General features: G+C 45.0%; 19 protein-coding genes and 5 tRNA genes. 12 read left to right on the forward strand and 12 right to left on the reverse strand.

Going from position 1 to position 18,068, the window contains the following annotated elements; translation table 11 throughout:
• Nucleotides 1-315 precede the first annotated feature (315 nt).
• Entirely contained in the window at nucleotides 316-1,815 is a 1,500-nt protein-coding gene (locus EE116_RS01740; protein WP_122872980.1) for a C69 family dipeptidase, read from the reverse strand.
• Nucleotides 1,816-2,027: 212 nt separating this feature from the next.
• Here EE116_RS01740 and rpmI point away from each other — a divergent pair, with 212 nt between their 5' ends.
• From rpmI to EE116_RS01760, 3 genes are all read left to right on the forward strand, one after another.
• On the forward strand, nucleotides 2,028-2,219 hold the full coding sequence (gene rpmI, locus EE116_RS01750) for a 50S ribosomal protein L35 (protein ID WP_002944195.1): 192 nt from the start codon (nucleotides 2,028-2,030) through the stop codon (nucleotides 2,217-2,219).
• Nucleotides 2,220-2,301: 82 nt separating this feature from the next.
• Entirely contained in the window at nucleotides 2,302-2,655 is a 354-nt protein-coding gene (rplT, locus tag EE116_RS01755; RefSeq protein ID WP_002944116.1) for a 50S ribosomal protein L20, read from the forward strand.
• A 167-nt stretch (nucleotides 2,656-2,822) separates the two neighbouring features.
• The gene (locus tag EE116_RS01760; protein ID WP_122872982.1) at nucleotides 2,823-3,311 is read left to right on the forward strand and encodes a hypothetical protein; all 489 of its coding nucleotides are present in this window, start codon (nucleotides 2,823-2,825) and stop codon (nucleotides 3,309-3,311) included.
• 154 nt (nucleotides 3,312-3,465) lie between these two features.
• On the opposite strand, the gene coaE is transcribed toward EE116_RS01760, so the two are convergent.
• Complete coding sequence (gene coaE, locus EE116_RS01765) at nucleotides 3,466-4,050, reverse strand: dephospho-CoA kinase (RefSeq protein WP_122872983.1); 585 nt, start codon at nucleotides 4,048-4,050, stop codon at nucleotides 3,466-3,468.
• A gap of 73 nt (nucleotides 4,051-4,123) precedes the next feature.
• Between coaE and purM the strand changes: the two genes are divergently transcribed.
• Together purM and EE116_RS01775 are read left to right on the forward strand one after the other, a co-directional pair.
• Nucleotides 4,124-5,107: a phosphoribosylformylglycinamidine cyclo-ligase gene (gene purM, locus EE116_RS01770; RefSeq protein ID WP_122872984.1), complete on the forward strand. Its 984-nt coding sequence runs from the start codon at nucleotides 4,124-4,126 to the stop codon at nucleotides 5,105-5,107.
• A 399-nt stretch (nucleotides 5,108-5,506) separates the two neighbouring features.
• The gene (locus EE116_RS01775; RefSeq protein WP_122872985.1) at nucleotides 5,507-6,751 is read left to right on the forward strand and encodes a M20 family metallo-hydrolase; all 1,245 of its coding nucleotides are present in this window, start codon (nucleotides 5,507-5,509) and stop codon (nucleotides 6,749-6,751) included.
• A gap of 136 nt (nucleotides 6,752-6,887) precedes the next feature.
• Here the strand turns inward: EE116_RS01775 and EE116_RS01780 are convergent, their stop codons facing one another.
• From EE116_RS01780 to EE116_RS01790, 3 genes are all read right to left on the reverse strand, one after another.
• Nucleotides 6,888-8,291 carry an alanine/glycine:cation symporter family protein gene (locus EE116_RS01780; RefSeq protein ID WP_122872986.1) on the reverse strand — a complete coding sequence of 468 codons (1,404 nt, stop codon included), beginning with the start codon at nucleotides 8,289-8,291 and terminating at the stop codon, nucleotides 6,888-6,890.
• 365 nt (nucleotides 8,292-8,656) lie between these two features.
• Complete coding sequence (locus tag EE116_RS01785) at nucleotides 8,657-9,841, reverse strand: replication-associated recombination protein A (protein ID WP_122872987.1); 1,185 nt, start codon at nucleotides 9,839-9,841, stop codon at nucleotides 8,657-8,659.
• Between the two features lie 236 nt (nucleotides 9,842-10,077).
• Nucleotides 10,078-12,231 (reverse strand): TonB-dependent receptor domain-containing protein, encoded by a 2,154-nt coding sequence (locus EE116_RS01790; RefSeq protein WP_122872988.1) that lies wholly within the window; start codon nucleotides 12,229-12,231, stop codon nucleotides 10,078-10,080.
• A 156-nt stretch (nucleotides 12,232-12,387) separates the two neighbouring features.
• Here EE116_RS01790 and EE116_RS01795 point away from each other — a divergent pair, with 156 nt between their 5' ends.
• On the forward strand, nucleotides 12,388-12,660 hold the full coding sequence (locus tag EE116_RS01795) for a DUF5339 family protein (protein ID WP_122872989.1): 273 nt from the start codon (nucleotides 12,388-12,390) through the stop codon (nucleotides 12,658-12,660).
• 114 nt (nucleotides 12,661-12,774) lie between these two features.
• Here the strand turns inward: EE116_RS01795 and EE116_RS01800 are convergent, their stop codons facing one another.
• A complete protein-coding gene (locus EE116_RS01800; protein WP_122874420.1) occupies nucleotides 12,775-13,293 on the reverse strand; it encodes a pyridoxamine 5'-phosphate oxidase family protein in 519 nt (172 codons plus the stop codon).
• An 80-nt stretch (nucleotides 13,294-13,373) separates the two neighbouring features.
• Here EE116_RS01800 and EE116_RS01805 point away from each other — a divergent pair, with 80 nt between their 5' ends.
• Complete coding sequence (locus tag EE116_RS01805) at nucleotides 13,374-13,679, forward strand: hypothetical protein (protein ID WP_122872990.1); 306 nt, start codon at nucleotides 13,374-13,376, stop codon at nucleotides 13,677-13,679.
• A 212-nt stretch (nucleotides 13,680-13,891) separates the two neighbouring features.
• Here EE116_RS01805 and ung read toward each other — a convergent pair whose 3' ends face one another.
• Entirely contained in the window at nucleotides 13,892-14,578 is a 687-nt protein-coding gene (gene ung / locus EE116_RS01810; protein ID WP_122872991.1) for a uracil-DNA glycosylase, read from the reverse strand.
• A 205-nt stretch (nucleotides 14,579-14,783) separates the two neighbouring features.
• Between ung and EE116_RS01815 the strand changes: the two genes are divergently transcribed.
• From EE116_RS01815 to EE116_RS13190, 4 genes are all read left to right on the forward strand, one after another.
• Nucleotides 14,784-15,272 (forward strand): YbaK/prolyl-tRNA synthetase associated domain-containing protein, encoded by a 489-nt coding sequence (locus EE116_RS01815; protein ID WP_122872992.1) that lies wholly within the window; start codon nucleotides 14,784-14,786, stop codon nucleotides 15,270-15,272.
• A gap of 26 nt (nucleotides 15,273-15,298) precedes the next feature.
• Nucleotides 15,299-16,360: a DUF7380 domain-containing protein gene (locus EE116_RS01820; protein ID WP_206159226.1), complete on the forward strand. Its 1,062-nt coding sequence runs from the start codon at nucleotides 15,299-15,301 to the stop codon at nucleotides 16,358-16,360.
• Between the two features lie 177 nt (nucleotides 16,361-16,537).
• Nucleotides 16,538-16,852 (forward strand): hypothetical protein, encoded by a 315-nt coding sequence (locus tag EE116_RS12560; RefSeq protein WP_206159227.1) that lies wholly within the window; start codon nucleotides 16,538-16,540, stop codon nucleotides 16,850-16,852.
• Nucleotides 16,825-17,070, forward strand: coding sequence for a DUF4209 domain-containing protein (locus EE116_RS13190; protein WP_122872993.1), 246 nt, complete (start codon nucleotides 16,825-16,827; stop codon nucleotides 17,068-17,070). Before EE116_RS12560 ends, EE116_RS13190 begins: the two co-directional genes overlap by 28 nt.
• A 127-nt stretch (nucleotides 17,071-17,197) precedes the next feature.
• Here the strand turns inward: EE116_RS13190 and EE116_RS01830 are convergent.
• The 5 genes from EE116_RS01830 to EE116_RS01845 form a co-directional block, all read right to left on the reverse strand.
• A tRNA-Ser gene (locus EE116_RS01830) sits at nucleotides 17,198-17,287 on the reverse strand.
• Between the two features lie 30 nt (nucleotides 17,288-17,317).
• Entirely contained in the window at nucleotides 17,318-17,473 is a 156-nt protein-coding gene (locus EE116_RS12380; protein WP_163028011.1) for a hypothetical protein, read from the reverse strand.
• Between the two features lie 19 nt (nucleotides 17,474-17,492).
• Nucleotides 17,493-17,566: transfer RNA gene (locus EE116_RS01835), tRNA-Cys, on the reverse strand.
• 10 nt (nucleotides 17,567-17,576) lie between these two features.
• Nucleotides 17,577-17,663 (reverse strand) — tRNA-Leu (locus EE116_RS01840).
• Nucleotides 17,664-17,688: 25 nt separating this feature from the next.
• Nucleotides 17,689-17,763, reverse strand: a tRNA-Gly gene (locus EE116_RS01845).
• Between the two features lie 118 nt (nucleotides 17,764-17,881).
• On the opposite strand from EE116_RS01845, the gene EE116_RS01850 reads away from it, so the two are divergent.
• Nucleotides 17,882-17,957: transfer RNA gene (locus EE116_RS01850), tRNA-Ala, on the forward strand.
• Nucleotides 17,958-18,068 lie beyond the last annotated feature (111 nt).

The following is an 18,068-nucleotide window of genomic DNA, read 5'->3' on the forward strand; positions in this document are numbered from 1 at the left end:
TTTCGCCCAAATTTCAGATGCTGCTTCGCTTTGTTTTTAAAAATGCAATTACAATGCGCCCCTCGCGGCGATAGAAATAAATTTATATTAATGTTTAAAAACGTGAAATTATTTAAAAATTTGGCTGTTTTTTTAAAGTCGTTTGCGGTTTTTTTGCTAAGATTAAAGAGTCTCAGGCATGGGGCAAGGCATTAAGCTCATCCTTTGGGGTCAAATTTGAGCCGTATTATAAAGATTTTTAAAAAATAAATCAAGAAGTTTTTATCAAATTCGGGCTAAATTTGAGGCAGGCCGCAGCCCGCCTCTTAAATTTGCCTAGTCTTTTTTGCCTTTGTTTAGCGATTTTAGCTTGGCGTCAGTGTCGTCCGTTAGCATCGTGAAGATTTCGTTAGTCAAATTTTGCGTTAAAGCCTTGGCTTCCTTCATCATATTTATCGAAAATTCGTTTAGCAGCTTGTTTGCTTTGGCTTTGTCTTTTTTGTAGAGTTTGACGTATTCGTCTTCAAATTTAGCCTGTTTGACCGCTAGCGCGTCCTCAAACTCCTTGTAGGCCTTTTTTACTACCGGCGAATACTTATCGTAATCCATCATCACGAGAGTTTGCAGCTTTCTATATGTCCAATAAATCGACTCGTCGTCGGCTTTATACGAGCCCTTGTCGTAGCCGTCGATAAATTTGTCGAGGCCATAGTAATACGGCAAATAAACGCCAAGATCAGACATACCCAGAGCCACGTAGGTCACTCTGCCGATCTCTTGCGGTAGCCACGGGCGCACCTGCATTACGTGCGACTCGTAGGTTCTAAAGACGCTCACGGCGCGGTAGATATTTTTTTGATTTTCGTCTTTGCTGGAGTAGTTATCGTAGGCGGTGCCGTCATAGTGGGATCTGAGCGCGGTTTTTAGATCCTGCACGCTTAGCTTTTTAGCCGGTTTTAAAAATACCGGATAGTTGCCGCCGTCGAGGGTCTGCTTGTCTTTTAGCTCGGGATTAAACATCTGTTGCACCCAGCAAACGCGCGGATAGTTGTATGTCATATCCCTCTCGTCGTCCCTGGTGTAGGCTTTCGTAAACTGAAATTCGCCGTCTTTTGCCGGGTCGTAGGCGCCGTTATCTTGGGCAAATTTGATTAAATTCTTTGATCCCATGAAATTTGGATCGTTTTCTTTGTAGTTTTGTAGTCTGCCTTGGTTTGCGGAGACGAAGTATTCGTCTTTTGGTAGTTTAACCGCCATCCAGTGATGACCGGTGCCAGTTTCAAAGTACCAAAGCTCGTTTTTATCGACGAACACTACGCCAAAACCCTCTCCCGCGCCCGTAGTTTCCACGATCTCGCCGAGCAGCTTCACGCCCTCGGCTGCGCTTTTCATGCGAGGCAGCAAGACATCTGGGATATCGTCCTCCGTGATGCCGGTCGCTTCGTTATACGGATCGATTTTTAGCAGTTCGTCTTTAGCATATATGGTCTCGGTGCCGCTGATACCAACGCCTGCGTCATTATAGCCGACCGCGCCGTGAAGCTTGGTGTGGGAGTTTGCTATCGTCGTGTATCTCATGCCCTCTTTTGGCAGCGGATAGGTAAAATCATTTGCTCCGTCGTGCGCCTTTGAGCTGTGGACGCCTTTTTGATTGGTTTTTTTTGGGTGTATCAAAAATACCTGCGCCTTTATCGCCTTGCTATCGGCACTCCTAGCTACCAGCATCGAGCCGTCGTCTGAGGCTCCCTCTCCAACCAAAATAGTCGTGCAAGCTAACGCGTTTGCGCAAAACATCGCGCTTATTACCGCCGCAGAGGCGAGAAACTTTATCTTCATCGTTACTCCTTGATTTGAGATAATAAATCTAAGTGAAATTATAGGACTAAAAATATTAATTAAATCTAAAATTTAAGCTGTTTTCAAGATTGTATTGTAAATTTGTTTTGTGTTTTGCTGCCAACTCTATCAAATTTAAATTTCTTAAAGGAATTTTGGGTATAATCCCACTCTTACGCGTAAGGCGTAAAAGAAATTTTAAAAGGATTAGTATGCCTAAGATGAAGACAGTTCGCGGCGCTGCTAAACGTTTTAAAGTGGGCAAAAACAAGATCAAAAGAGGCTCTGCTTTTAGAAGCCACATTTTGACCAAAAAATCTCGCAACCGCAAGAGAGATTTACGCTCGCCTCAATACGTAGACAGCACAAACGTCGCAAGCGTCAAAGCGATGCTCGGAATTTAAGTTTTTGACGAAAAGTCATTCCAAACTCCCCCAAATTTGGGGCAAGACTCACTCAGTGAGCGCCGATTTGTAAAGGATAAATATGGCAAGAGTAAAAACAGGCGTAGTTAGAAGAAGACGCCATAAAAAAGTTTTAAAACTAGCTAGAGGTTTTTTCAGTGCTAGACACAAACACTTTAGAAAAGCTAAAGAGCAATTAGAAAGAAGTTTGGTCTATGCATACCGCGACAGACGCCGCAAGAAACGCGACTTCCGCCGCTTGTGGATAGTGCGCATAAATGCTGCGTGCCGCCTAAACGACATTAGCTATTCGCGCTTTATCGCGGGACTTAAAAAAGCAAATATCGAGCTTGATAGAAAAATCTTAGCCGATCTAGCTATGAATGACGCAAAAGCTTTCAGCGAGCTAGCTTCAAAAGCAAAGGCTGCTTTATAATACCCAGGGGCGACTTCCGCTCCTTTTTCTTTGATTATTTATTTTAGTTAAATTTGATCGTTCGCCCCCCCCCAAAAAAATCACAATAAAACAAATTCCGCTCCAAATTTTAATTTTTGTTTTTCGTTTTTTCCGATAAAATACCGCCTCAAATTTAAGGAGCAAAAATGGATATAAAAAAACTAAATCAAAACCTAAACAAACTCAACAAATTTTTATTTATTATCTTAGGCATCGCTGTCGCGATCTGGATCGGCGTAGAAGTTTTTATAGGCAGTAAAGTAGAATACGCAAAAGAACAAATGAAAGAAAATCTATGCGAAGCATCAAATGTGCAAGAAATGCTGGCGCGACTAAATTCAGGTCTCCCGAGAAAACTAGATGAGATAAATACGCTCGAAAAAATTAGCTGTGAAAATCGTCGCATCATTTATCAATATGCACTTGGAAAAGGGCTAGAAATGGATGAAAACGCGCTAAATGATAAAGATATAGCCGAGCTAAAAGACGAGCAAACAAAGGAACTCAAAAAAGAATTTTGCGAAGATACGCGGTTAAAGGCGGTACGAGAGATAGCTGACGGCGTCGATTTTGTTTATTATATAAAAGACAAAGAGCTTACTCGGGTAAAACTTGAAAGCAAAGACTGCAAATAAACCAAAATAATCAACGTAGTTTGCGTCACAAGTAGCAGCAGGGCTAGACATGACGACAAACTGCCGTTGCCAAGCGACTAAAGCAGTGTTCAAATAGCAAAAAATACCGTGCCATAGCAAGGTAAGCTATTTTTAAAGTCTTATATATGCAAATTTAAGCTAATTTTTCCAAAAAAGACCTGGTTTCGTCTCTTAAATTTTCCAAATCTCCGCTATTATCTATAACAAAATCCGCCACGGCACGCTTTTGCTCGATATCTATTTGCAACTCCACGCGGTGCTTTGCGGCGGCGCGATCCAGCCCGTTTCGCTTCATCACGCGTGCGATCAGCGTATCTTTAGGTGCATAAACGACCGCTACTTTGTCAAAAAACTCATACCTCTTACCCTCAAAAAATAGCGGAATATCTACGAAATACGTCCTGCCCGCGCTTTCTAACCTTGCCGCGCGAGATAAAATTTCAAGCCTGATCTTCGGATGCAAAATTTGCTCTAAAATTTTTAGCTTTTCCGCATCCTTAAACGCTAGCGCGCCGAGCTTTTTTCTATCTATTTTGCCGCCGCTTAAAATCTCGTCTCCAAGCTCCGCCGCAACCTCTCTCGCGCATAAATTTAGCTGTTCATGAGCGATTGAGTCCGCGTCGATGATCTTAAATCCCCGCTCGCGCAGTAGCTCGCAAACCGTGCTTTTGCCGCTGCCGATACTGCCCGTGATGACGACGGCGTGTTTAAATTTCAAGGTGGGCCTTTATAGCGTTTTTATTCGATTTTAGCTAAAATCTGCGAAATTATACCATCTTGGAGGATAAAATTTGATAAGCTACAAAGACGCTGGCGTCGATATAGACGCAGGAAATAACTTCGTAAACGCGATAAAACCGTTCGTCAAAGCGACGCAAACTCCGCACGTTTTAGGCGGCATCGGCTCGTTTAGCGGCGCGGTGAGGCTGCCTGCAGGCTACAAAAAGCCCGCGATCCTAGGCGCCACCGATGGCGTGGGCACAAAGCTGCGACTCGCGATCGACGCGCGCAAATTTGACGGCGTAGGCCAGGATCTCGTCGCGATGTGCGTAAACGACCTCATCTGCAACTTTGCTGAGCCGCTATTTTTCCTCGACTACTATGCGACGGCGAAACTCGAGATCGCGGATGCCAAAGAGGTCGTAAAAAGCATCGCTGAGGGCTGCAAACTCGCCCGCTGCGCGCTGATCGGCGGCGAAACGGCGGAGATGCCCTCGATGTATGAGAAAGGCGACTTCGACCTTGCAGGCTTTGCCGTGGGTATCGCCGAAGAGGACGAGATCGACCGCTCAAAATTCGTCCGTGAGGGCGACGTGCTCATCGCGCTTCCTAGCAGCGGCCTACACTCAAATGGTTTCTCGCTCGCGCGAAAAGTGATCGCCGAGCTGGGGTTAAAATTTGACGACAAAGTGGACGGTCGCGCGCTCATCGACGTGCTTTTGCAGCCGACTAGGATTTACGTCGGCGACTTTTTAAATTTAAAAGACAAGATCCACGCGCTCGCGCACATCACGGGCGGCGGTATCGTGGAAAATTTGCCGCGCGTATTTCCGGAGGGACTAGGTGCGAAGATCGAGCATGCCGCGATCCGCACGCCCGAAATCTTTAAAATCATCGCGCAAAAGGTAGAGCCCGCCGAGATGATGAGGACGTTTAACATGGGCGTGGGTATGATCATCGTAGCTCCGAAAGAAAACGCTGATTTTGTGCTGGCAAATACCGACGGCTACGTCATCGGCGAGATCGTAAAAGGCGGGGGTGCACAGCTAGTTTAAGCAGGCAAATTTAACTTTGGCTCGTAAATACATTGTGAGCCAAAGTTTTTTTACGGTAAATTTATGTTGTTGGCCGTACTCCTCAAAAAACCACTGCTTTTGTTTAAATTTGACTATTATGTTTTCTGCGAATTTATATCTCAAACCGGGCAATTTGTTAGTAAAATTTAGTATTTTATAGCATAAAGTTTTTACTTTATCTGTTTGTAAATTTTATATGCAAAAGCCGATTTTAACGCTAAATTTTAATAAAACTAACGTTAGCATTTGTTAGCTCTTAGATCCCAAACATTATCTAAAATCCAAAAAATTAAATATTGTATTAAATAAAAATATTAAAGTATAAATTTAATGCTTCTTGGCTAGAATTTGGTAAATTTTAAATACGAAGGACGGGCGATGATCATAAATTTAGATAGACTTAAGGTGCTTTTTAGTGAGATAAACGCGATCAACGACGAGGGATTCGGCGCGGGAATGAGCCGCCTAGCATATACGCGCGAGGATAAGGCCGCCAGAGAGCTATTTATCGCGCGCTGTAAAGAGGCGGGGCTAAAAGTGCGCATAGACGCCATCGGAAATATCTTTGCTAGGCGCGAGGGTGCAGAGCCCGAACTACCAGCAGTAGCATTTGGATCGCATCTAGACACCGTGATAAACGGCGGCGAATTTGACGGGATTCTCGGCATCCTGGGCGGGCTAGAGCTGATTAGAGCACTAAACGACGAGGGCGTGCAGACGCGAAGGTCGCTCGAGCTGATCGTCTTTGAGTGCGAGGAATCAAGCAGATTTAACATCGCGACGCTTGGCAGCAAGGTAATGTGCGGCAAGCTTGGTTTTGAAAAACTTAAAGAGGTGCGCGACTTTCAGGGGCGAGCTATCAGCGAGATTTTTGCGGAGTTTGGCATCGATCTAGCTAGCATCGAAAAGGCTAAAAATTTGACGCCGAATTACGAGAGTTTTTTCGAGCTGCACATCGAGCAGGGACCGCTACTGGATAACGAAAATATCCAAATCGGCGTAGTAAGCGCCATCGCCGCGCCGCACAGATTTAGCGTGCACGTGCAGGGCCAGGCTCAGCACTCCGGCACGACCGCGATGAAGTACCGTCACGACGCGCTTTGCGCGGCGGCACAGATAGTGCTGGCTGTCGAGCATGTTGCGCGCGAAAATGCGGTAAACGGCGTAGTAGCGACCGCAGGCAACTGCACGGTAAAACCGGGCGTCATGAACGTCGTGCCGGGCGAGGCGACGCTGCTAATCGACCTGCGCGGCATCGACCTAGCCACGCGCGAGGCGGCATACGAGCAGATCCTGGCCGAAATCTCGCGCATCGAGGCTCAACGCGGCGTCAAATGCGAGATCAAGCAGCTAGCCTTCGACGAGCCGTGCGCGCTAGATGGCCGCCTCATCAAGCTAACCGCCAAAAAAGCCGAAGAGCTCGGGCTTAGCTTTGAAATCATGCCAAGCGGCGCTGGGCACGACGCGATGCACATGAGCGCACTTTGTCCGACTGCGATGATTTTCATCCCATCTAAAGACGGTATCAGCCACAATCCGGCAGAATTTTCCAGCTGGAGCGATATCGCTAACGGGGTAAATTTGCTAAAAAGCGTGGTTTTAGAAGCGGCGGAAAGGGTTTAAATTTGGCTCAAATTTGATACCGTAAAAGTTGTCGGTAGATCAAATTTGAAGCATAAATAAACACGGGAAATTTCTCTCCCGCTAAAAAGAAGCAAATTTTACGGCGCAATCAACTGCCGTAAAATTTAAACGGCGCTCAAGCCTTCCTTATATACTCGTTTGGATCGTATTCTTTACCTTCGTCGTGGTCTTTTAGGAGCTTAACCACGACTGGACTAAGCACGATGATGGCGATCAGGTTTGGAAGCACCATGAGACCGTTAAACATATCGGCCAGCTCCCAGACGAAATTTATCTTAAGCAAGCTGCCCGCAAAGACGAATCCAACGACTAATATCTGTAAAATTCGCACGAATTTGGCTCCAAAAAGATAGCGTACATTGATCTCGGCGAAGTAGTACCAGCCCAAAATCGTCGTAAACGCAAAGAAAAACAAGCAAATCGCCACGAATCCATAGCCGCCCGCATGTCCCAAAACATGCGTCGAGAAGGCCTCTTGCACGAGCGAGATGCCCGTTAGCACGGCTTTGCCGTTTTCAAAATGTATCACGTCGGCGCTAAGCACGACAAAAACAGTGATGTTTAGCACGATAAATGTATCGACGAACACGCTCATGATGCCTAGCACCGCTTGATCGACGGGGTGTTTGACGTTGGCCGCAGCGTGCGCGTGAGGGGTCGAGCCCATGCCCGCTTCGTTTGAAAACAGACCGCGCGCGATACCGTATCTCATCGCCGTAGCTATCGTGGCTCCGGTCGCGCCACCCCAAGCTGCGGACGGATTAAACGCGGCTTCAAATATAAGAGCTATGACGCCGGGAATTTTATCAAGATTAAAGCAAATGATCACAAGTCCGACCGCCACATAGAGGATCGCCATAATAGGTACAATCTTTTCAGCGACTCTGGCGATGGCTTTGACGCCGCCGATAAAGATCATAGCGCAAATCGCCGCCAAAAACAGCCCGCTCGCCCACTGCGGTATGCCAAACGCGCCCTTAAATCCGTCCGAGATCGAGTTGGCCTGCACCATGTTTCCCATAAATCCGAGCGCCAAAATAATAGCCAGCGCAAAAAATGCCGCCAAAACCTTGGCATAGCGGCTCTTTAGCCCGCGACTGATATAAAACGCCGGCCCGCCGATCATATGGCCGCTGTCGTCTTTGGTGCGGTAAATTTGCGCGAGGCAGATCTCTGCAAAATTCGTCGCCATGCCCAAAAACGCAGCGCACCACATCCAAAATATCGCGCCCGGCCCGCCCATGATGAGTGCGGTTGTGGCACCCACGAGGTTACCGGTGCCCACCTGCGCCGCGACGGCCGTGGCGACCGCCTGAAACGAACTCATGCCCGATTTTCCCGCCGCTTCGCCGTGCAATGAGAAGTTACCGAAAAGCCTATTAAGCCCCATTTTAAACTTAAAAATCTGCACGAAACGAAGCCTAATCGTAAAGTAAAGCCCCGTGCCGCAAAGTAGCGCGATGAGGAAATACGGCCCCCAAAGGAATGAATTTATAGAGCTTACGAGGTCGGTGAGCATGGATTTGCCTTTATTTTTTAAAATTTTTCAAGTATATTTAAAAAAATATAAAACTAAAATAAATAATAAAAATTTTTTAGCCTATTTTAAAAATATAGGTAAAATTTGAGTTAAATTTGGCAAGGCGAGCGGTTTTAAAGGATATTCTTGATTTGGGGGGGGCGGGTTTTGTTTTGGGGCTGGGCTTCTAACGGGACTTTGCAAATTTGGCGGCGATTTTACGAGATTTTTCCGAAAAATTTAACAAGTCTATAAAACCCAAAAACTAAAAATGCAGCAAATTTAATTGCAATACTTTTTGTAAAATTTGATAAGCCGGCAGGGCAAATTTGAGTCGGCGTAAATTTAACGCAAACATTCCAAATTTAGCCCTTAGATTTTATTTTAACCAGCCACTCGTCCAGCGTTTTTTCAAAGCCGATACCGTTGCTCTCGTAAAATTTAAGTGGCTTTTCGAGGTATTTTTGCTCTACCCAGCCGCCGAAGCTATGCGGATACAGATAGTCCTTGGCCTCGGGCGCGGTGTTGATGAGATATGGCGGGATGGCTAGCGGCGGCTCAGTTTTTACGTAGGCTAACGCCGCATTTATGGCCTTGTAGCTAGAGTTTGACTTTGGCGAGTGAGCCAGATACATCGCGCATTGAGCCAGGATTATACGCGCTTCTGGAAAGCCGATCTTGCTAACGGCGGCAAGCGCGTTAGCAGCTAAATTTAACGCGTTAGGGTTGGCGTTACCGATGTCTTCGCTAGCAAATATCGCCATCCTTCGCGCGATAAAATCAGCGCTCTCGCCGGCGTCGATAAGCCGTGCTAGATAGTACATGACGGCGTTTTCGTCGCTACCGCGCAGGCTTTTTATAAATGCGCTTGCCAGTCCGTAATGCACATCGTCATCGCTAACGCCTTCGCTAACGGCGTTAGCTCGCAGCGTTTTTAAATTCTCTAACGTTATTTCCTCGCCCAGACTCACGGCAAACTCGAGCAAATTTAGCAGCCCGCGCGCATCTCCTCCGCTGCTTTTTACGAGATAGGCTTTGGCATCGTCTGAGATATCAAATTTGACCTCGCCCCTCACGCGCTCAAGTAGCTTTTCAAAATCCTCGCTCGCAAGCGGCTTAAACTCAAAGAGCATCGAGCGGCTGCGGACGCCTGAGCTTAGCGTGAAATATGGATTTTCCGTGCTAGCTCCGATGATAGCGGCGCGGTAGTTTTCCATCGGTATCAGCAGGGCTTCTTGCTGCGTTTTGCTGAGGCGGTGGATCTCGTCGATGAAAAATAGCGGCTTAGAAAGCGCGTTTTCGTGGTTTTTTAGGATTTTGCGAAATTCCTCGATCTTTAAATTTCCGCCGTCAAATTCGTAAAAATCATACTCCATCGACCGCGCTACGACGCGAGCAAAGCTAGTCTTGCCACAGCCTGCCGGCCCGTAAAATATGCTGTGTGGGATTTTTTTATTTTCGATAAATTTTTTAAAAACGCCCACCAGCTCGCGCTGTCCGCAGATCTCGTCTAAGCTCGTCGGACGAAATTTCAAGGCGAAATTTTGCAAATTTGCTCCTTTTAAATTTTAAGGCATTATAGTCAAATTTAAATTAAGAAGCGGATTTGCGGGAGCGGGCGGGTTAAATTTGGGTAGGCAAGAAAAGGTAAATTTGATGTTAGCGCCCTGCTCTCGCAAACTCAAATTTAGACAAAAACGAACCGTCAAAAATGGTAAATTTAACGGCTAAAGCGGACCAAATTTAAGCTAGTTTTAGCCAAATTTAGTCCGCTTGCCGAGTTAAGCTAAAACGTCTTCTCAAAATCTACGTAGAAGTTCCTGCCTTTGCCCACTCTGGTCGTATTTTTAAATCCGTTTGCGAAAATGTACTCTTTGTTAAAGATATTGTTTACGCCAAAGCTGATTTTTAGCCCTTTGTTTAGCAGATAGCTGTCAAAATTCTTCGGTTCCCATCTACCTTTAAAATTTACGATAGTAAAGGTTTCGTCTACGTATTCGTATTTTTGACCGCGTACGACGTAATATTTCTCGTCGTTGTTAGGTCTAAACCAGTGCGTCATATCGCCGCCCAGACTAAGCCCCCACGGCTCGTATCTATACATCGTGCCCAAAGTTAGCTTATCAGCATAGACGGTGAGTATCTTTTTGGTCGCTTTGTCGTAAATTTTCGTGTGGTCGTATCCGAGCGAGAATGTAAGGTTGTTTATCGCGTATTTGGACTCGATCTCGACGCCTCGGCGCTTTGCATTATCGACGTTTTCGTACATACCGTAGCGTCTGCCCGGCGCTTCGGCGTCAAACGGCGGATTGCCTTTATCTGGTCTTGCTTTTAGATTTATCATATCTTTGATGTTGCCGTCGTAGTAGGTAGCCTTAAAATACAGCTCATCATCGCCCAAAAGTCCCTGCTTGTCGACAGAAAAGCCCACTTCGTACTCTTTTGCGATCTCAGGTTTTAGGTCTGGGTTTGGTATGTACCAGTAGTGCGGATTTAGCGGGCCGGCCGATGACGTTTCGTTTGGCGTCGGTCCTCTAAATGTCTCTGCGTAGCCTGCGAGTAAATTTATACCGTCAAAAACTTCGTACGCAAGGCCGAGTTTCGGGGAAAATCTAGACTCCGAGTATGAGTTATGATCGCCGCTTTTGACTCCGCGTTTAAATTTATCAAACCTGCCGCCCAAAGTAAACTCGAATCTACCTACGCTAAATACATCCTGCGCGTAGATACCGAGATCTTTGTAAAAATTCGGAAATGAGCCAAAGTCGCTAAGCGCACCGTTGTGCCAAAATATCGCGTCCTCTTTTCTATGTTCGTAGTCGATACCGGTAACTAGCCTGTGCTCTAGCATGCCGGTTTCAAAGAGGCTTTCGTTTTTGAGCCTAACGCCCCATCTGTCGTCTTTGTTTTTGTAGTCGATGTAGACGGGATTGCCTCTGCTAAAGCCTGTTCTAATCCTGTGATTTAGGGCTTTTGCGTTGTAGTACTGAGCGGAGAAATTTATCCATCTGTTATTTAGCGGAGCGTATTTGTATATCACGCTATAGTCTCGCTGTTTTAGCCGTCCCGAGGTAGGCAGCTCCGCGTCCTCGCTCCAGAAAAGCGACTGCCAAGGCGAAGAGGAGAATTTTTCGTGGTAGTTAAATACGCTAGCCTCCAAAGCATGCTCGTCGGTTATCGCCCACTCAGTTTTGGCAAAGACGGTGTTTACCTGCTCGTCGTTTTCCGCGTATTTCACGCCCGAGCGCTTGCCGTCTCTAGCCATCTTTATCTTGCCGAAGTCCGCGTGCTTGCCGTAGAGTAAAATACCGAAATTTTCCGTCGGTTTAGCTGCGACGGCGGCTCGATTTGAGTTCATGTGATTACTTTCTTGGCGGTGGCCGATCGTGACGCCATAGTCGCTGCCCGGGTTTATAAAGTCGCTCACGTCTTTTGTTCTCATACTAACGATACCGCCGACCGCGCCGCTACCGTGTAGCACGGAGCTAGCCCCCTTTACGACCTCGACTCGTTTTAGCAAGTCGTTATCCACGCGAAAGGTTGAAATTTGATTAGAAAAAAGCGAAGGCGAGCGCTTTATGCCGTCTTGTTCGATGATGACGCGCGCTTCGCTTTGATAACCAAAGCCGCGGATGTTGTAGTATTGGCCGACTTGTCTACCGTGGTCGTTACCGAGCATCACTCCAGGCACCGAGCCGATAGCGTCGATAACGGACGGCGATTTAACTAGGTCGTTTTGATTTAGGACGCTGACTTGGCCCGCGTATTTAGCGACGTCTGTTTCACTCCTGTTTGCCGTGACGGAAACCATATCTAGCTTTACAGATCCGGTTGCATTGCTATCGGCTCGCTTAAATTTGCCATCCGCTCCTCCCGTCTGCGCGAGAGCCGAGGCTGCACTCAGTAAAACCGCAGCCGCTATAATGCTAAATTTACCCATAACATCCCCTTTATATTAAGAAATTGATAATAGGTATAATTTTATCTACTTTTTATTTAAATTAACTTTTATTTTTAACGAAATTTTTAAATTTCATTTACGAAAAAAGGAAAGAAAAAGGATATAATGCCCGCCTATTTCATCTAAGGAGAATATATGAAAAAGTCATTGTTAGTAATCGCCGCCCTTGGTCTAATGGGCGCAAATGCCGCTGCCACGGTCGAGCTTTCGCCTTCTTGCGAAGAGTACTTTAAGCTAGTTGACGAGTTTGTTGAAAAAACAAAAGACAACCCGCAAATGGCAGCTATGAAATCTACTTACGAAGACCAAAAAGCCCAGTTTGCTCAACTTCCGAAAGACTCTCAAGAGGCTGCTTGCAAACCTGCTCTTGACCAAATGAAGCAAGTTATAGCTACGCTACCTAAATAATTTTTATCCCTCCGCTTGGAGGGATTTTTTGTTTTTTCAAATTCTTAGTTTCTATCTAAATTTTATATATTTATCAAAATTTTAGCATCAAATTTGCCGCCTCAAAGCACAAATTTAATCCCGAATAATCTTCGCCTTTGCCGTTATGCTCGCGATCTTTAGCTCGTAGATATTCATCGCCTTTAGCCCGTGAGCCGCCGCGACGTCAAAGGTTCGCATGTAGTTTGGCGTGTATTTTTCGCTAAGTAGCCGTAGCGCGTGCAGCCTCGCCGCCTCGTCCGTCACGACGTAGGCCTTGGTTACGGCGACGGCGGATTTGTATTCGGTCGTAAAGACCTTCGCGCCAAGCGCCTTGCCGTCGTCCTTGATCGCGTCTAGCTGCTCGTCCGTCAAAACCGGCACCCGCGCGTAACTCACGCAAACTAACGTCACGCTCTTGCCGTCTTTTAGCAGCTTTGCCTTAGAGCCTACGGGAGCGCCGTGCAAAAATACGCTCTCGCCCTCGCGCACGACCGAGATCGGCACGCTAAAAATCTCGCCCTCTTCACCAACGCAAGATATCGTGCCGTACTCGCACGCATCGATGATCGCAAGCCCCTCCTGCGCGCTTAGTTCTCTATCTTTTCGTCTCATTTTTCCGCCTTTAAATTTTTGAAAATTATAAAATTTAAAACCTAAAAAAGTGTATAATTTTACAAATTTAAAGGACGGCGATGAGAAAAATATTGACATTTTGTGCTCTGGGCACACTGGTTTTAGGCGCTCAAAACGCGTGCGAGGAGTACGTAAAGCAAAGCAAAATTTACCTAAACGAGCTTTACGAAACAAAATCCAAGCAGCTAAAAGACGATCCGCAAGCATTTAGGCTGTTTGAGCTCAAATTTAGCGAGCTGCAAAAAGCTCAGGAGGGCCAAGCGGCGCTAATCATACAAAGCGGCGACGAGAAATTTTGCGAGCGCGAATCGGCCAAGATAAAATCCGTGCTAGATGAAATGAGAGCAGAAAAGGCGCAAAAGTAGGCCTGTTTTATAGAAAATTTGAGCCGCTTTTGCCGAGTAGAGTCAAAAGCTCTACAATCAAATTTGAAACCTGCCAAACCTAGTCTGGCAAGCTTTTGAATGCAAATTTGACGTAGCCCGGTGCAATCAAAACCGCATGCTTACTAAATTTTGCAAACTCGCTTTAGCCAAATCATAAAAGCTCGTTTTGTCACGGCTCACATCAAAGCGCCCTAAACCGCGTTATTTAAATCCCAATCTATCGGCGCTTTGCCGTATTCGGCGAGATACAAATTCGCCTTTGAAAAGTGCCTGCAACCAAAAAATGCGCCGCGCGCTAACGGACTTGGATGAGCCGCCGTTAGTACAAGGTGTTTGTTAGCGTCGATGAGAGGGGTTTTGGCCTTAGCCGGGTTGCCCCAGAGCATGAAAACAACGTTCTGGGCGCGTTCGCTAAGCTTCCTGATTGCAGCGTCCGTAAACTCCTGCCAGCCGAAATTCGAGTGCGAGTTAGCCTGCCCTGCACTAACGCTTAGCGTCGCATTTAGCAGCAGTACGCCCTGCTTCGCCCAGTAGCTCAGATCGCCCGAGTTTGGTTCCGTTACGCCCAGATCGTCGCGGATTTCTTTATAGATATTGGCAAGACTTGGCGGGATTTTGACGCCGCGAGGCACGGAGAAGCTTAGCCCCATCGCCTGTCCCGCGCCGTGATATGGATCTTGCCCCAGGATCACGACTTTGACGGTGTTAAACGGCGTAAGATTAAAGGCGTTAAATATCAGCGCATTTGGCGGATATACCTCGCCGGCGGCCTTTGCTCGCAGGAAATTTTCCTTCACGCGGGCGAAATTCTCGCTCAAAAACTCCTCTTTTAGCGCCTCTTTCCAGCTTGATTCGATTTGTATTTTATCGATCTGCATGATTTTCCTTTGTAAATTTGCTCTTTTTCTTTACGATCATTTTAAGGCAAATTTACGAAATGATAGCCAAAAATATTTAAATTTAAGCGACTCAAGATGCGGTCATATTTAGACGCATTTATCTTGTTAAATTTTCAAAAAAGAGCAGGGCGGTTTTAAAAATTTGCTGTATAATTTAAACTAAATTTTAAATAAAGGAACAACGATGTCCGAGCAAATTTTTGAGAAGCTAAAAGAGCTGCTAAGCTCGCAAAATGCAGACTTTCGCACCGTATCTCACGCAAGTGCCAAAACCTCGGCCGAGGTTGCCGTAGTGCGCGGCACAGAGCTAGGGCAGGGGGCAAAAGCGCTCGTTTGCGTCGTAAAAGGCGGGGGTGCAAAGCGATATGTTTTAGCCGTACTGCCAGCGGACTACAAGGCTGATTTACAGCTCATCGCACACGCACTGGGCGGCACTAGGGCAAGCCTAGCCAGCCCCGATGAGGTCATGCGACTCACCGACTGCGTCTTTGGTAGCGTTCCGCCGTTTAGCTTTCACGAGGAACTGGAGCTGATCGCTGATCCGAGCCTATTTACGCGCTATGCCGAGCTCGCCTTTAATGCGGGTTTGCTAGATCACTCTATTATTTTAAATACAAAGGATTATGAACGCATCGCGCGGCCGAGACTAGCCAAATTTGCGATGGTGGAGTGAGAAATTTAGTTTAAAAAGGATGAAATTTGATCGAAGAAATACATCAAACAACAATAACTAAAGATGATTTTTTGGGTATAAACTTGGACGAAATACTCAAAGACGCAAAATATTTTGACGATTACAGTTTTAAATTTGCGGACTTGTTCGAGGAAAATTTTAGAAATGGAAATTTAAAAGCGAGCAAGGTATTTTATTTATTTAGAAATGCTTGCTCTATGGCCTTAAGACCCGGAAGTCTAAATGAGCCGTACGAGGCCGGGTGTATCGCAGGCGATTGCAGATCGGCGATATTAGAAGATTTTACCGAGCAGGATTTAAAATTTTTAGCGAGTATTTTGGATGAAATAACCGATTGCAGACTAAAATCAAGGATAGCAGATATTTTATGGATTTTAAAAAGCCCTAAAAATATCAAATTTTTAGAGATCGCCGTAAATGAGTACTCGAAAATATCTCTAGAGCCAAAATTGGTAAATCAGTTTGAGATAAATGCGTTTGGGAGAGCTATCAGGCTATCTCGACTATCCGAAATCACAAAAAATCAATACGCCGAAATATCGAATAAAATTTTAGAATGTTTTAATAAGGCGGAGCCAACCGATCAATACTACTGCTTAAGGATGTCGTATTTATTGGATATCGCGGAGCTGAACAGAAAACTGCAATCAAGCGTAGCTGAAAAATTAGAAAATTTTGCCGATACCTTTACAGAAGAGGAAGAATTTATAGCGGCTATAGACTATTATCAAGAGTCGCAAAAATGGTATAAGAAGCTCAAAAATAGCCGTAAAATAGCCGAAACCACACTCAAAATAGCTAATATCTTAATAGAAAAAGCAAAAGAAATCGGCGCTATATCGTCAAAAATAGACCTAGAGCAAGCACTAAAAGAGCTCAGAAGCATTCCTGCAAAAGATAGAAATGAGCTCGGAATCGATCAAAAAATAGACGAGATACACAAGCTGATAGAGCAAAATAACCAAGATATTGGAAGCGAAATGAGCTTAATTGCTACCGATAAGATCGATATTTCGCGCTATAAAAATAATGCAAAGCTAGCGGTAAAAGGCAAGCAACTATCTTAAGCGGTATTATGCCTAGCTAATATCACAGCAAATCCACTATATGAAGATATCAAAAAGTCATCCGAGAAACTTTTAAAGAAGCCTCTGTTTTCAAATTTTATTACTCAAATTTACGTAGATGCTGGCGGAAGAAAATTATCGCAAATAACTACAAAAGATGATCGATTAAAACATGAAATGTACCAGCAATACCATATACATGTCGAGTTGACGGTAGACTGCAGTATATTGCCTGCGTTTTGGCAAATTTTAGAGGAGCATAGAGTGTCTATGCGCTGCATTTATAATATCTGCAAAAACTCTAGCGTAGTTCCTGCAGACAGGGTAGACATCTGGGCGCAAGGTTTATATTACGGTTTTGATAGAGACTTTTTGGTTTCAAGCCATTTGCTGATACCTCAAATAGAGCATTTAGCGAGAATTTTACTGCAACAAGAAAAAATCCCTACGACTACTATCGATGAATGCGGCGTAGAATCGGAAAAAGCATAAACTCGCTTTTACAAGAACCAAAAATATATGAATTGCTCGGGAGAGATTTGACGGAAGAACTAAAATTTCTACTAACGGAGCCGATGGGGCTAAACTACAGAAATAAAATATGTCACGGGCTGGTCAGCGAATCCCCAAACAGTGTCGATATTTATATTTGGTGGCTTTGCCTTAAGCTAGTGGTTAATAATTGTGTTTTATTTGAGGGCATTTACTAGATTTTGCTTACTCTAGTTTATAAATAAAATACGTAATAAAATCAAGAAAAATTATTTAAATTTGCAAAAATATAACTAGAAGATTAAAAATATTAATATATTGGAGATTAGTATATTATTTAGATAATGGCCGGGAGATAGGGATTCGAACCCCAGGAGGCTTTCACACCTCAACGGTTTTCAAGACCGCCGCTTTCGACCGCTCAGCCATCTCCCGCAAAAATATTTTGGCTAATTATAGCCAAATTTATTCGGTTTTTTCCTTAACATAGGAAGCGCCTTTGTTGACTTTTTCCTTTGACCATTCAACGGCGTTATTTGTATCTTCTTTGGCTCCGCGCCAAGTATTTGAACAGCCAACCATAAACAAAGTAGCAGATAATAGCACTAGTAAATAACGCATTTTCTCTCCTTATAATTTTTGGAGGCGACACCCGGATTCGAACCGGGGATCAAAGCTTTGCAGGCTCATGCCTTACCACTTGGCTATGTCGCCCAAAAGTCAATGGTGCCCGAAACCGGACTTGAACCGGTACGGTAAAAAATACCGAGGGATTTTAAGTCCCTTGCGTCTACCATTCCGCCACCCGGGCAAAAATTCCCTAAATTTAAAACCGATGGAGCGGGAAACGAGATTCGAACTCGCGACCCCAACCTTGGCAAGGTTGTGCTCTACCCCTGAGCTATTCCCGCATTTTTGTTTGAGAAATGTGATTTTAGCTGATTTTTGCTTAAAATTTTATTTTATTTCATCAAATTTCAAAATTTCGTAAGATAAAAATGATATAATTCCAAAATATTTTCGACAATTGGGGTTATAGCTCAGCTGGGAGAGCGCTTGAATGGCATTCAAGAGGTCGGCGGTTCGATCCCGCTTAACTCCACCATCTTTAAATTTCTTCCTCAAATTTTACATCATCAAAAACTTTGATTATTTTATGTTTTATGGTTAATATCTCAATCCTTAAAAATAGTATTTTAAGCTTGCTTGTGTTAGT

It is taken from the genome of Campylobacter showae (genome assembly GCF_900573985.1).
GTDB lineage: Bacteria > Campylobacterota > Campylobacteria > Campylobacterales > Campylobacteraceae > Campylobacter_A > Campylobacter_A showae_E.

Bases quoted from the DNA above. Each gene is read 5' to 3' on its own strand.
- EE116_RS01740 (WP_122872980.1), bottom strand. From the start codon at position 1,815: ATGAAGATAAAGTTTCTCGCCTCTGCGGCGGTAATAAGCGCGATGTTT.
- rpmI (WP_002944195.1), top strand. From the start codon at position 2,028: ATGCCTAAGATGAAGACAGTTCGCGGCGCTGCTAAACGTTTTAAAGTG.
- rplT (WP_002944116.1), top strand. From the start codon at position 2,302: ATGGCAAGAGTAAAAACAGGCGTAGTTAGAAGAAGACGCCATAAAAAA.
- EE116_RS01760 (WP_122872982.1), top strand. From the start codon at position 2,823: ATGGATATAAAAAAACTAAATCAAAACCTAAACAAACTCAACAAATTT.
- EE116_RS01775 (WP_122872985.1), top strand. From the start codon at position 5,507: ATGATCATAAATTTAGATAGACTTAAGGTGCTTTTTAGTGAGATAAAC.
- EE116_RS01780 (WP_122872986.1), bottom strand. From the start codon at position 8,291: ATGCTCACCGACCTCGTAAGCTCTATAAATTCATTCCTTTGGGGGCCG.
- EE116_RS01790 (WP_122872988.1), bottom strand. From the start codon at position 12,231: ATGGGTAAATTTAGCATTATAGCGGCTGCGGTTTTACTGAGTGCAGCC.
- EE116_RS01795 (WP_122872989.1), top strand. From the start codon at position 12,388: ATGAAAAAGTCATTGTTAGTAATCGCCGCCCTTGGTCTAATGGGCGCA.
- EE116_RS01800 (WP_122874420.1), bottom strand. From the start codon at position 13,293: ATGAGACGAAAAGATAGAGAACTAAGCGCGCAGGAGGGGCTTGCGATC.
- EE116_RS01805 (WP_122872990.1), top strand. From the start codon at position 13,374: ATGAGAAAAATATTGACATTTTGTGCTCTGGGCACACTGGTTTTAGGC.
- ung (WP_122872991.1), bottom strand. From the start codon at position 14,578: ATGCAGATCGATAAAATACAAATCGAATCAAGCTGGAAAGAGGCGCTA.
- EE116_RS01815 (WP_122872992.1), top strand. From the start codon at position 14,784: ATGTCCGAGCAAATTTTTGAGAAGCTAAAAGAGCTGCTAAGCTCGCAA.
- EE116_RS12560 (WP_206159227.1), top strand. From the start codon at position 16,538: ATGTACCAGCAATACCATATACATGTCGAGTTGACGGTAGACTGCAGT.
- EE116_RS13190 (WP_122872993.1), top strand. From the start codon at position 16,825: ATGCGGCGTAGAATCGGAAAAAGCATAAACTCGCTTTTACAAGAACCA.
- EE116_RS12380 (WP_163028011.1), bottom strand. From the start codon at position 17,473: ATGCGTTATTTACTAGTGCTATTATCTGCTACTTTGTTTATGGTTGGC.